This window comes from Mesorhizobium sp. P171375 (assembly GCF_057786075.1).
In genome coordinates this window covers 3,596,099-3,608,315 of record NZ_JBYNWF010000001.1, presented here as the reverse complement: position 1 = coordinate 3,608,315, position 12,217 = coordinate 3,596,099, and the positions used below count along the sequence as shown (strand labels likewise).

Here is a 12,217-nt window from a genome sequence, read left to right as displayed (position 1 = left end):
CCTGCTAAAACGATTCAGGCGCGGCTGCCATCCGAGGCGACTTGCTTCAGCGTTTTCGATATGCGCGGCACCACCACGAGGCGCTTGATCTTGCCCTTCTTGTAGGCGGCTAGGAAGCGCGCATAGTCCTTGAAGGCCACGCAGCCATGGGATTCCGCACGGCCGCCGCGCAGCAGGTAGGAGTGGGCGAGCAGGCCGTCCCGGCCATGGTTGTTGTTGCCGCTGGTTGGGGTGAGACGTATCGCCTCGACGCCGTAGAATCGCGATTCGCGCAGCTTCAAGTCATAGGTGCCGGGCGGTGTCGGGCCGACATTCTTGCGGTTGGCGTAGCGCGGCTGGTCGGCCATCGAGCCAATTCCCGAATGCGCCTCGAGCCGTGAGCCGTCCGGCATGTAGACGGTCTTGGCCGAGATGTCGTAAACGGCGACGCCACCGCCCATTCCGGGCGTAGCGAACAGATCCTTGAAGGCACGGCCGACACCACCAGCCGGGACATCCGGCTTGGCATAGGCCAGCATCTCACCGGCTTGCGCCTTCACGCGCTTGCCCGGCTTGGTGCGAATGGTCTCGCTGCCTGGCACGCCCGGCAGTGCGGCGACGTCCTGGGAATTGCGCGGCGAGCGCGGCGACACAAAGCCTGGCGACTGGGGTGCCGCGGTCCCGGCCGCCCTGTCGGTCTGTGGCTTGGCCGCCTGAGGCTTGGCCGCTTGCGCCTTGGGTTTGCTGGGCGCCTCGGCAGGCTGAGCGGTTTCGGCGCGCGGACGCCGACCCGGCAGTGCAATGCTGCCCGGCAGATCATCCTGCGGCGGCAACGAGGCGACCTGAACCTCGGCCTGCTCAGGATCTTGCGCTCCGACGATTGCCGCGACGGCCGGCGGCGGCGCCAGCATGTCGGCGCCCTGATCCGGCAAGGTGTTGGCCAGCGCCAGCGCAAGGCGGGACGAGCGTTCGATCTCGGCCACTTCCGGCCCAAAGCGCTCCGAGGCCGGGCCACGCTGGTCGGGCATGCGAACTTCGGCGAAACGGGCAGCGGCCGGAAGGCTGGCAAGCATGAAGGGCGCATTCGAGGCCTTGGCGAAGGCGGCAGCCAGCTTTTGCGGCGACAGCTTTGCCTTGGCCACCACGCCGTCGAAGCGCGCGTCGCGCGGGGTGACAAGTGCAATGCTGGTGTTGGGCTGGGCGTTGGTGCTTGCGGCGACCGCGTTCGGCGCGATGGGATGCGCGGCCGGCTTCAGTCGCGCCGTCTTGCCGTCATGCGCGAAGCTGGCGGCGGCGCGCCTGCAGCCGGCGTCGCATTGGCTGAGCAGCGAGGCCTGTAATTTTTGCGCCGAAAGCCGCGGCGCCCACGAATTGGCGAGGCTGCGGCGCGAATCGGCCAGCGCGGCGTTTGGCAGAAGCAGGCTTTGCGGCAAGGTGTTGGAGGCGGCGGTGAGCGACGTTCCCAGCGAATAGAGGCCGGCCATGGTCGCCACCGACCACAGCGCAAGGGCCGCGCCGATAACCGGCACCACCACCCAGCGCTGGCCGGATCTCTTCGAAGTCAAATCCCGTTCAGGATTGTCGCCCCGGTCTTTCAAACGCAAAAACGCCATACAACCACTCTCAATCGGCATGCAGGCTTGCGACCCTCGCATCCGTGACATCCACAGTTCGCTGGTGCCCCCTGCACCTTTCGCGTCTGTTGCCGATTGAATCAAAAGATGGACAAAGTTGGTTAACCAATCCCTCCACCGTTCGCACATTGTGCGGCGGTCGATACGAAAAAAGAGCCCTCCATGGTCTGCGCCACGGTAGAAATGCTCTCCCTCACCTGTGCTTTGCTGCCCGTTTTTGCGATCCAAGTCAAGGAAACGCTGCGTCAGGTCTCTGCAAGCCCGGCTGATTGCCCGCCGATCGGCTGTTTCAAGCAGTTGACCTTCCCGTGGCTGGAAGGTCTATCCGCCTCAGAGACAGAGGCCTCCGACCACGGATATTTACCGATGAGTATCGGCACCACGACAGAAGAATCCGACCTGAAGTCGAACCCCTGCCGCGGCTGGCTTATCACGGTTGGATGGGGCGGCGAGGACATTGCGCCGTGAGATGGACTGTGAAAGCGGCGCTGCTGTGGCTCGTCTGCGCCCTCACGATGGCCGCCTCTGCCGGCGATGGACCGATCGTGACGGCACGGCAGGCGTCGATGAAGGAGATGGCGGCGGCGGCGAAAACCATCGCCGGCATGTTCGACGGCAGACAAGCCTACGACGCCGCGACCTTCAAGGCAGCGGCGCAATCCCTTCGCGCGCGCACCGGCCCTGCCCTGATTGCCGAGTTTCCGAGCGCCTCGCTGGGGCCACCTTCGCAGGCCAGGCTGGAGATCGATCAGTCGCGGGCGGAATTCGAGGCGCTGGCAAATCACATCGGGACGCTGGCCGACGCGCTGGCCGCCAAGGCCGAGCACGCGCCCGACCGCATTACCGACGACATGCGCATGGGGGCCGGTCTGGCAATGGGCGGCGGCAGCCTGCTCGTCAAACGCGCGATCCCGGCGGAAGCCGATCCGGCCAAACTACCGGCGGAACATATCCTGCACCTCATCCTGCAGGATTGCTCGAACTGTCATTCGAAGTTCCGGCAAAAGGTCCAGTGAGACAACCTTGCCCGGCGGAGCAATCCCTCTTTGCTGACCCGCGCCACAGGCGCTTTGCATACAGATAAATTCGTTTGTGCTAATATATTCTCGGTCGTGCATATCCATGCATGACGAGCATCGGGAGGATGCGATGAAAACCATGAATCGTAGGTCTGCAATTGGCCTCGGTCTGGCGACCGCCGCGGTAACGCCTTTGTTCACCCTGGCGGCCTCTGCAAAAATCAAGAAATACGGCCCGAAAGAGGGCAAGGAGATTGCGCCCGGTGTCAGGATGGTTGAGGTCGGCACCGGCAATGCAGACATTCCCGCCTATAAGAGCATCGCAATTGTCGACGTGGTGTTTCAGCCCGGAGCACACGCGCCTCAGTCGGTGATGGACAACGACATGGTGTGCACCATCACCTCAGGTGCATTCACGATCAAGAAAGCCGACAGGGAATTCAAGCTCAAGGTGGGCGACATGTACACGTGCGCCAAGGGCAAGACCGACGAATTGACGAATACAAGCAAGGAGGTCGGCGTGCATCGCATCGCCGTATTGATACCTGCATAGCAGATGGGATTCCGGCCGGACGGGCGGTTGCACGCCGTCGCGAGTCCGGCCGGGCCAGACGAGGCGACCGCGTTCCGTCGTCAGCGCGGCCATCTCACGCCAGCCACTCCCTGATCGCCGGGCGGGCGAGAACGGCGCGCATCCGATCCTCGGCGTCCTTGACGGCTGGCGCCATCGGTGCGCGGGTTGGGCCGCAATCGACACCGATGACCCGGAAGGCCGCTTTCATACCCGGCAGCACGCCGGTTTCGAGCCGGCGGGCGGCATCAATCATACAGTTCGATCCGATTGTCGCTAGCCACGACAACCGAATGTCGGCCTGCGGCGGCCGCAAGCGCTCAGGGGGCGGGCTTCGACGAGATTGAAGCCACCACCGATCCGAGCTTGCCTGCTTTGGCCAGGCTCGGCTTTTCATAAGCTTTTTTCACAGAATCCCTCCTCGGATGACGGCATATGTTTCCCCTGCCGGCCCGTCTTGTCAAATGCGACAGCAGTACATCACAGGCCCCGGCAGCAACCCCCGCCCTTACGCCGGCTCGCGCTTCAACGCCTGCGCCATGCAGTGGATGCCGCCGCCGGTCTTGGAGATTTCGCTCATGTCTATCGCCGCGACCTCAAAACCGCGCGCCTTGAGCTGGCCGATCAGCGACTGGCTCGATGTCGGGGCGATGACCCTGTCCTTGCCGAGCGACATGAAGTTGCAGCCGAGCGCCATCGTATCCTGGAACGGCACGTCGATGATTTCGTGGCCCTTGCCCTTCAGCCAGTCGACGATGCCCGGCTCGGTGCAGGCGAGGCAGACGGCGGTGAGCTTTTCGGCGATCGGAACCACCATCAGGTCGATATGGACGTAGTATTCGTCGATGAAGGCTAGCCGTGTCTCCCAGCCCTCCTTGTCGAACCAGGACTGCACCTGACGGGCGCCCTCTTCCTGCGTACGGGCGCCGCCGCAGCCGATCAGCACCACGCCCTCCTCGATGACGTTGAAGTCGCCGCCCTCGAAGGTACCTGATGTGACCATGTCGTAGATCGGGATGCCGAGCTTTTCATAGGTGCGGATGGCAGCATAATTCTCGCCGCGACGCCACCAGTTGGCCATAGCGGTGATGAAGGCGCCATAAGGTGTCATGACGCTGGAATCACGGGAATAGACCTGCATCGGCAGTTCCGGCGTCGGCTCGTGCCAGTGGATGTTGACGCCAAAATGCTCGTAGGCGGCGACAAGGTCCTTGTGCTGCGCCTGCGCGATCTGGACGTTACAGGGCGCCTCGCGCAGATGTTTGCGCGACAGCGAGCTGGTCGACAGATGGCGCAGGAAATTCGGCGAGCCAAGCAGCACGTCGGTCAAGACATCGGTCTCGTTGGCAAAACCCCAGGCGGTGAGCGGCTTGGTGCCGCCGGCGGGATTGCGGCGCTGCAGCGAGAACGGTTCGGCGACGATGCGGTCATGGACGGTCATGGGGTTCTCCTCTTGGTGATATCGGTGGTCGATCATGCGGTGCCGGCGGACGGAATCCACCAGTCGAGCCCGCGCGCGGTGGTGACATATTCCGGCCAGCGGAAATTGATCGGCGGGTCGTAGTCGCAAAGCGGCGCGATCCAGTTCGAGCCGCCGATGCCGCCGCCGGTGCGGGTGGTAAATTCACCCATCGCCGCATCGCGCGCGGTCTTGTCTTCAAGCAAGCGGAGGGCTGCAAGCGCAACCGTCTTGGCGGCACAAATGACCATCGGATCGATGGTGGCCGATATGCCACCCAGCGCATTCATCGCCCAGGACGGATAGGCGTGGCCGTTCGCCGAGCGCAGCGCCGGGCGGGCGACATAGAAGCGGGCCGTCGGGGCGTGCCACGACATGTCGGTGTAATCGTCGGAGGTAGAGTTGATCTGCGACGGGGGCAAATCGCGGCGCAGGATGGCCTCGGCCTCTTGCGGCGCGACTAGTCGTTCCATCTCGTCGATGAACGGGTTTTCGGTCGCGGTGCCGCCGGCATTGACCTGCACCTCGCGGGCGACCGTCTTCGCTGCCTCATCCCAGTGCGGCGCGCCGACCGTGGACAGCGCTTCGTAGGCGATCCCGGCCATCGCGTGATTGGCGAGCCCCGGCCGCGACTTCGACACCCAATGGCGCTCGTAGCGGCAGCCGCTGATCGTAGCGGCGGCTTGCGCGTTGCGGTCGAGCACGGCGGTAACCTGTTCGGCCATGGCAATGGTCGGCACGCGGATCATGTACTGGATCTCGGAGAGCCCCGCCGGCAGATTGTCGGCCGTCGCCTGTCCTGCGGTGAGGATCGCCTCGCTGATCGACCAGCCGCCCTGGTGCGGCAGCATGGAATCGCGCAGCGCCTTGGAGGCCATGTACATCGTCATCAGCGCGTCGTTGGCGCCGGGCGCCCGCACGGCCGAATGCGCCTGTGGGATCGGCGCGCCATCACCCGCGCGCACCCAGTTTTCGGGTTCGTCGCAAACGAAACGATAGATCATCGCATAAGCGGCACCGCAATGCGTGTCCCAGCGCGCCGTGTTGCAGAGCGGCAGCATGTAGAAGGGGTGGAAGGAGATCATCCCGGCAAGGCCATCATAATAACCTTTGGCCGCATGGACCGGCTTTGAGCCCCTCACCTTTTCGGCCGGCTCACCGGTAAAGCGCAGCGTGCCCTCGATGCCGTGGCGCTGCATTGCTGCTTTGGTCGCCAGAAGCCCGCCGAGGCTGGCGACGCCAAGTCCGGAATGCGGATCGGTATGGCCGCCGGCCTCGCTGCCAAGACCCGGGCGCGGCCGCTTCACCGTTGCCGCATCCTGGCAATTGCCGGGCACGGCGTCGTATTCAGCGTACATGCCGATGGTCGGCCCCGGGCCATTCGTCCAATGAGCGCAAAAGGCGGTCGGCATGCCGGCCGAGCCTTCTTCGACCGAAAAGCCCTCATGCCTCAGACGCGCGACATACCAGGCGGCCGACTGGTATTCGCGCCAGGCGGTCTCGCCGAAATCGAAAATGATGCGCGTCCACGCCGACAGCGATGGCTGGATGCCATCGAGACAGGCAAGCGCGGTGGCTTGCGCCGAGGTCGTCACCGGTTTCTCCATGCAGCCCAAGAAAGCAGTGAAGCGGCTTTCCAAAAAGTGATATGTTTTCCCGGTTCGTGCAAATTCGGTTCACCTGAGGCCTCTTGCGAATACCCTCCACACAGGCGCTGCGCGCCCTTGATAGCTTTGCCCGCCACGGCAGCGTCTGGCGCGCCGCCGACGAACTGCACTTGACCCGCAGCGCGGTCAGCCATCAGTTGCGGCTGCTCGAACGCGACCTCGGCTTCGACCTGCTTGAGCGCATCGGCAAGGGCGTCGCGCTGACGCCACGCGGCCAGCGCTATGCCGCTGACGTGCGCAAGGCGCTGACCGTGCTTGGCGACGCGGTGACACGCCAGGCCGGCACCGGCCTCGGCGGCTCGTTCGCCGTCTCCTGCACGCCGGGCTTCGCCTCGCTGTTTTTATGCACCCATATCGGCGAATTCCGGCAGATGTATCCCGATGTGGCGCTGTCGATCCTGACGCCAAGGCGGCTGGACGATGTCAGCAATCCAGACGCCGACGCCTTCATCGCCTTCGGCGTCGGTAACTGGCCGAACCGGGCGGCAGAACTGTTGTGCGAAATCTCGTTCACACCGCTCTGCAGCCCGACCTTGCTCAACAAGGTCGGCGGCTTTTCCAAGCCGGCCGATGTGCTGCGCGCCAATCTTCTGCATCTCGGCGACACCGAGGACTGGGCGCGCTGGCTGACGTTGACGAAGGTGGAAAACCCCGACACCGAAGGCGGCATCTTCTTTTCCGACATGAACCTCGTCTTCTCGGCGGCGATCGCCGGCCAGGGCATCGCCCTGGGTGACGAGCTGACCAGCCGCCGGGCGCTGAGCGAAGGCCGTCTGGTGCGCCCCTTCGACATAGCAATCAGCTCGCCGCGCTCGTATTTCCTGGTGTCGGAACATGCCAAGGCCAGCCACCCGGTACTGGAGGCGTTTGCGAGGTGGCTAAAAGCGAAGTTGTCGGAGATTAGCTAATCTCCCCCCTCGAGGGGGAGATGTCGCCAAAGGCGACAGAGGGGTCGCCGCGCGTGAAGCGCCAGCCTCCGTCCGTAACAGGCCGAGCCCTGTCGAACCGCCCCCCTCTGGCCGCTTCGCTGCCATCTCCCCCTCAAGGGGGGGAGATTTGGCGCCATCCGTGAATCAAATTTGCCGATCAGGCGAAAACTATTCGGTTGCGGTGAGCCGGCGCCCTGCCCTACGCTCAAGGTACGACCAAGGAAGAGGCAGGATGCAGCAACCCGGCCGGGCCGCAGAGATCAAGGCAATCGGGATCGGCAAGAGCTTCGGCTCGTTCCGTGCACTGGACGATCTGTCGCTCAATATCGGCCGCGGTGAGTTCCTGACCCTGCTCGGTCCCTCCGGTTCCGGCAAGACCACCTTCCTGATGATCCTGGCCGGCTTCGTGCAGCCGACCGTTGGCAAGCTTTTCAGCGATGGCGTCGACATCACCGAGCGGCCGGCCGAGCAGCGCGCCGCCGGCATGGTGTTCCAGGGCTACGCGCTGTTTCCACATATGTCGGTCGAGGCCAACATCGCCTTCCCGCTCAAGGTGCGCAAGAAATCCGCCGCCGAGATCAAGCGCCGCGTTGGCGAGATCATCGAGCGCGTCGGGTTAAAGGGCCACGAGAAGAAACTGCCGGCACAGCTTTCCGGCGGCCAGCAGCAGCGCGTGGCGCTGGCCCGCGCTTTGGTGTTCGAACCCGGCGTGCTGCTCCTCGATGAGCCGTTCTCGGCGCTGGACAAGAGCCTGCGCGGACAGATGCAGGCCGAGATGAAGCGGCTGCACAAGGAGACCGGCACCACCTTCGTTTTCGTCACCCACGACCAGAGCGAGGCGCTGGCGCTGTCGTCGCGCGTCGCCATCTTCAACCACGGCAAATTGCTGCAGGTCGGCGCGCCTGACGAGGTCTACGACCGGCCGGACAACCGCTTCGTCGCCGAGTTCCTCGGCGAGATCAACATGCTGCCGCTGAAGGGCGTCAGGCCTGCCGACAATGGCTCGACGGGCCTGTGCGAAGACCGCGCGGTCAGCATGCACTGCAAGGCCGAGAAAGTTCGTGGCGACGCCATCCTGGCGATCCGCCCCGAATACATGTCGATCGCGCGCGAAGCGGCGTTGGGCGAGAACGGCGTTGCCGCGACCGCTATCGCCTCGACCTATCTCGGCGCTGCGACCAAGCTCGACCTGACAACGCGCCAGGGCGCCAAGGTGACGGTGTCGGTGCCAAACGAGGTCGCGGCAGCGGCGCTGAGCAAAGGCAACTCCGTCTGGCTGACCTGGCCAGCGGAAAAAGGTTTCCTCCTTCCGGACGGAGGATGACGACCAAACCGGCGAAGTCTTCCAGCAAAGAATCTGGGGCGCGCCACAACCACCGGAACTATCAACGAAAAAAGGGGAACCGACATGACAAACGAAACCAAGAAACAAGCCATGGACGGCCTGTCCGCCAGGGCAGCGCGCGGCGAGATTTCGCGCCGGCAATTCACGCAGCTTGCCGCTCTTGTGCTGGCCGGCACGCCGATGCTGTTGCGCTCGACCGGTGCCTTTGCCGCGGCTAAGGAGCTGGTGCTGGTGAACTGGGGCGGCGATGCCATCACGGCTTACGATGCCGCCTATGGCCAGGCCTTCACCAAGGAGACCGGCATCACCGTCAAGATGGACGGCTCGGGCCCGACAGAGGGCGCGATTGCCGCGCAGTTCAAGAGCGGCGCCCCGACCTGGGACCTCGTCGACGTCGACCCGTTCTCGGCCATCACGCTCGGCGCCCAGGGCGCGCTCGAGCCGATCGACTACACCATCGTCGACAAGAAGAAGATGCGTGAGGGCTTCGGCTGGGAATACGCGGCATCGACCTATTTCTTCTCCTATGTCATCGCCTATGACTCCGAGAAATACGGCAAGGACGCGCCGACCGGCATGGCCGATTTCTTCGACGTGAAGAAATTCCCGGGCAAACGCTCGCTCTACAAATGGGGCGTGTCGAGCTGGGAAGCCGCTCTGCTCGCCGACGGCATCGCGCCGGCCTCGCTCTATCCGCTCGATTTGAAGCGCGCGCATGACAAGATCGCCGCCTTCAAGGAAAACGTCGTGGCCTATTGGGGCGGCGGCGCCGAGAGCCAGAGCGTGCTGCTCAACGGCGAAGCCTCGATGGCGATCGTCTGGTCCACACGTGCCTCGCTGATCGAGCAGGACTCGGGCGGCAAGATCAAGTTCATCTGGGACCAGGGCCTGATCTCGCCCGGCGCGCTCGCCGTGCTCAAGGGCAACCCTGGCGGCAAGGACGCGGCGATGAAATTCATCGCCAGCGCTCAGGACCCGCAAAAGCAGCTGGTGATGTTCGACAAGCTTGGACAGGGCCCGGCCAATCCGGCCGCCGATGCGCTGATCCCCGCCGACAAGAAGCGTATCAACCCGGTCGATCCCGAAAACATGAAGAAGCAGATCGCGCTCGACATGGACTGGTACGCCAAGAACTACGGGCCGGCGCTCGACGAGTACACCAAGATCATCTCGGCCTGACTAAGCCGGGTGTGACCCTCAGATGAGAGGCACCCTCTCCGACAGGATGGGCGCGGCGCTGTTGATGGCGCCGCTGCTCCTGTTCCTTGTGCTGGCGTACGCCTGGCCGTTCCTCGGCGTCGTCAAATGGAGCGTCACGCTGCCGACGCCGGGGCTCGGCCAGTATGGCGCGCTCGCCACCGACGCGCTGGTGCAGTCGGTGTTCATCCGCACGCTGCGCATTGCGCTGATCGTCACCTTCGTGTCTGTCGCGGCGGCCTATGCAATCACCATGGTGTGGGTGCGCGGCAGCCCGGCGCAGCGCATAGTCGCTGAATTCTGCATTCTCGTCCCCTTCTGGATCTCGGTGCTGACGCGCGCCTTCGGCTGGGTGGCGCTGCTCTCCAACCGCGGCCTGATCAACACCTGGCTGCAATCGATCGGCTTCATCTCCGAACCGCTGGCGCTGGTGCGCAACGAATTCGGCGTCATCATCGGCATGACGCATTTTTTGATCCCCTTCGCGGTGTTTCCGCTGGCGTCGGCCATGCGCAGCCTCGACGAGCGCGTGCTGCTTGCCGCGCGCGGGCTCGGCTCCAGCCGCATGCGCACCTTCTGGACCGTGTTCGTGCCGATGACGCGCTCGGGCATCATCGGTTCGGCGATGATCGTCTTCGTCTTCTCGCTCGGCTTCTTCGTCACGCCGGCGATCCTCGGCGGCGGCCGCAGCGTGATGATCGCCGAACTGATCTATCTCAGGATCTTCCAGAGCCCCGACTGGGGGCTGGGCGCGGCGATCAGCGTCGTGCTGGTGCTGTTCGTCGGCGCGCTGATGGCGCTCTTGTTCCGCTATGTCAGACCGAAGCAGCTGATCTGATGCCGACCTATCGCCCCGGTCCCGTCTCGCTGATCCTCGCCGTGCTGGTGGCGCTGTTCCTGCTGCTGCCGCTGCTCGCGGTCATTCCGGTGTCGCTCACGCCAAGCCGCATGCTGGCGATGCCGACGGGCGAGCTGTCGCTGCGCCACTACCGCTCGCTGATCGAGGATCCGCGCTGGCTCGACGCCATCCTGCTGTCGATCCGCATCGGCATCGTCAGCAGCGTCATCTCCACCGTGCTGGCGCTCTGCTTCAGCCTTGGCGTCTGGATGTTCCAGCCGCGCTTTACCGCTGCGCTCGTTGGCTTCGTGCTGTTGCCGATGGTGGTGCCGCCGGTGGTGTCGGCGATCACACTCTACTTCCTGCTGACCTCGATCTCCGGCATGAGTTCGTTCTTCGGCTACGACACCTGGCTGGGTGTCGCCATGGCGCATTCGGTGATGACGGTGCCCTTCGCCACGGTGCTGATCCTGGTCTCGCTCAGCCAGCTCGACCGCCGCATCGACCTTGCCGCGCGCGGCCTCGGCGCCAGCGTGTGGGAGCGCGCGACGCGTATCATCATGCCCAACATCAAGTTCGGCATCGTCACCGCTGCCCTGCTCTCCTTCGTGCTGTCCTGGGAAGAAATCGGCGTCACTTTGTTCATCACCTCGGTCAACGCCATCACGCTGCCCAGGCTGATGTGGATGGGCCTGCGCGACAACATCGACCCAGCGATCGCCGCCCTTTCGGTGATCCTGATCATCATCACTGTGCTGGTGCTGGCGGTGCGCAGCGTTGTGGTCAAGGTACGCGGCGGGCACCAAGCCAAGTAGCAACAACAGCTGTGTGAACGACGTTACCGACGGAGAGCGCGGGGCACATTACGCGGCGGCATGGGAAACCTGCCGCTGGTGACATTCGCCTTCGTATCGGTGCTCGGGATGGCGGTTCCGGGACCGGACGTTGTGCTCGCCATCACCAACGGGTCCCGCTACGGGGCTCGACACGCATTTCTCGGCATTGCCGGCGTTGTGCTGTCGGATTTTGTCCTCATCAGCATCGTCGCGCTCGGCTTCGGCGCCCTTCTGCTGGCCTCGGAATTCTATCTCTCGGTACTCAGGATGTTCGGCGCCTTCTATCTGCTCGTCGTCGCCACCGGCACCCTGCGCAACGCATCTCGACCTGCGTTCAATTCGAACCCTCCCGAAACACACCATTCAGCCAAGGCCCTCATTGGGCGCTGCTTTCTGGTGGCGGTCACAAATCCGGCGGCCTGGCTGCTGTTTCCCGCAATCCTACCGCACTTTGTCCGAGCAGATGAGCCGATCGCAATCCAATATGCGATCCTGGCCACTATCGCCGCGCTTGCCGATGTCCTCATGCTGATGCTTTACGCGATGCTTGGCTCGCGGGCGACGACGCTTTTGGCTGGGCCAAACGCCGTCTGGATCGACCGCCTGTATGGCATCGCCCTGCTTGGTCTTTCGAGCACTTTGATCCTGCAGTCGCTCGGGCATCTCTGAGGCGCGTGCCGGCAAATACCGACGAGCCTGCGCACCGGCGAGCGCCGCCCTTTCGGTGGTCCCGATCGTCATCA

General features: G+C 64.1%; 13 protein-coding genes. 9 read left to right on the top strand and 4 right to left on the bottom strand.

Features of this window, described 5'->3' with window-relative positions; all coding sequences use genetic code 11:
• Nucleotides 1–14: 14 nt before the first annotated feature.
• Nucleotides 15–1,544 carry a tlde1 domain-containing protein gene (locus tag ACYHH6_RS17315; protein WP_352592221.1) on the bottom strand — a complete coding sequence of 510 codons (1,530 nt, stop codon included), beginning with the start codon at nt 1,542–1,544 and terminating at the stop codon, nt 15–17.
• A 231-nt stretch (nt 1,545–1,775) separates the two neighbouring features.
• On the opposite strand from ACYHH6_RS17315, the gene ACYHH6_RS17310 reads away from it, so the two are divergent.
• The 3 genes from ACYHH6_RS17310 to ACYHH6_RS17300 all read left to right on the top strand — a co-directional run bounded on the left by ACYHH6_RS17310 (nt 1,776) and on the right by ACYHH6_RS17300 (nt 3,185).
• Nucleotides 1,776–2,081, top strand: coding sequence for a hypothetical protein (locus tag ACYHH6_RS17310; RefSeq protein ID WP_352592224.1), 306 nt, complete (start codon nt 1,776–1,778; stop codon nt 2,079–2,081).
• A gap of 8 nt (nt 2,082–2,089) precedes the next feature.
• Nucleotides 2,090–2,629: a cytochrome c gene (locus ACYHH6_RS17305; RefSeq protein WP_352592227.1), complete on the top strand. Its 540-nt coding sequence runs from the start codon at nt 2,090–2,092 to the stop codon at nt 2,627–2,629.
• Nucleotides 2,630–2,762: 133 nt separating this feature from the next.
• On the top strand, nt 2,763–3,185 hold the full coding sequence (locus tag ACYHH6_RS17300) for a hypothetical protein (protein WP_488500452.1): 423 nt from the start codon (nt 2,763–2,765) through the stop codon (nt 3,183–3,185).
• A gap of 94 nt (nt 3,186–3,279) precedes the next feature.
• Here ACYHH6_RS17300 and ACYHH6_RS17295 read toward each other — a convergent pair whose 3' ends face one another.
• The 3 genes from ACYHH6_RS17295 to ACYHH6_RS17285 form a co-directional block, all read right to left on the bottom strand.
• A complete protein-coding gene (locus ACYHH6_RS17295) occupies nt 3,280–3,459 on the bottom strand; it encodes a hypothetical protein (protein ID WP_352592233.1) in 180 nt (59 codons plus the stop codon).
• Between the two features lie 252 nt (nt 3,460–3,711).
• Nucleotides 3,712–4,644, bottom strand: coding sequence for a dimethylarginine dimethylaminohydrolase family protein (locus ACYHH6_RS17290; protein WP_112560964.1), 933 nt, complete (start codon nt 4,642–4,644; stop codon nt 3,712–3,714).
• 32 nt (nt 4,645–4,676) lie between these two features.
• The gene (locus ACYHH6_RS17285) at nt 4,677–6,269 is read right to left on the bottom strand and encodes a zinc-binding metallopeptidase family protein (protein WP_352592266.1); all 1,593 of its coding nucleotides are present in this window, start codon (nt 6,267–6,269) and stop codon (nt 4,677–4,679) included.
• A gap of 83 nt (nt 6,270–6,352) precedes the next feature.
• On the opposite strand from ACYHH6_RS17285, the gene ACYHH6_RS17280 reads away from it, so the two are divergent.
• The 6 genes from ACYHH6_RS17280 to ACYHH6_RS17255 all read left to right on the top strand — a co-directional run bounded on the left by ACYHH6_RS17280 (nt 6,353) and on the right by ACYHH6_RS17255 (nt 12,143).
• Nucleotides 6,353–7,237, top strand: a complete 885-nt coding sequence (locus ACYHH6_RS17280; RefSeq protein WP_352592236.1) for a LysR substrate-binding domain-containing protein — start codon at nt 6,353–6,355, stop codon at nt 7,235–7,237.
• Between the two features lie 253 nt (nt 7,238–7,490).
• Nucleotides 7,491–8,582, top strand: coding sequence for an ABC transporter ATP-binding protein (locus ACYHH6_RS17275; protein ID WP_352592239.1), 1,092 nt, complete (start codon nt 7,491–7,493; stop codon nt 8,580–8,582).
• Nucleotides 8,583–8,666: 84 nt separating this feature from the next.
• Nucleotides 8,667–9,782, top strand: a complete 1,116-nt coding sequence (locus tag ACYHH6_RS17270; RefSeq protein WP_352558061.1) for an ABC transporter substrate-binding protein — start codon at nt 8,667–8,669, stop codon at nt 9,780–9,782.
• A gap of 22 nt (nt 9,783–9,804) precedes the next feature.
• On the top strand, nt 9,805–10,638 hold the full coding sequence (locus ACYHH6_RS17265) for an ABC transporter permease (protein ID WP_352592242.1): 834 nt from the start codon (nt 9,805–9,807) through the stop codon (nt 10,636–10,638).
• Nucleotides 10,638–11,453 (top strand): ABC transporter permease, encoded by an 816-nt coding sequence (locus tag ACYHH6_RS17260; RefSeq protein ID WP_352592245.1) that lies wholly within the window; start codon nt 10,638–10,640, stop codon nt 11,451–11,453. The genes ACYHH6_RS17265 and ACYHH6_RS17260 overlap by 1 nt, the downstream gene beginning before the upstream one ends.
• 60 nt (nt 11,454–11,513) lie before the next feature.
• On the top strand, nt 11,514–12,143 hold the full coding sequence (locus ACYHH6_RS17255) for a LysE family translocator (RefSeq protein WP_352592248.1): 630 nt from the start codon (nt 11,514–11,516) through the stop codon (nt 12,141–12,143).
• Nucleotides 12,144–12,217 lie beyond the last annotated feature (74 nt).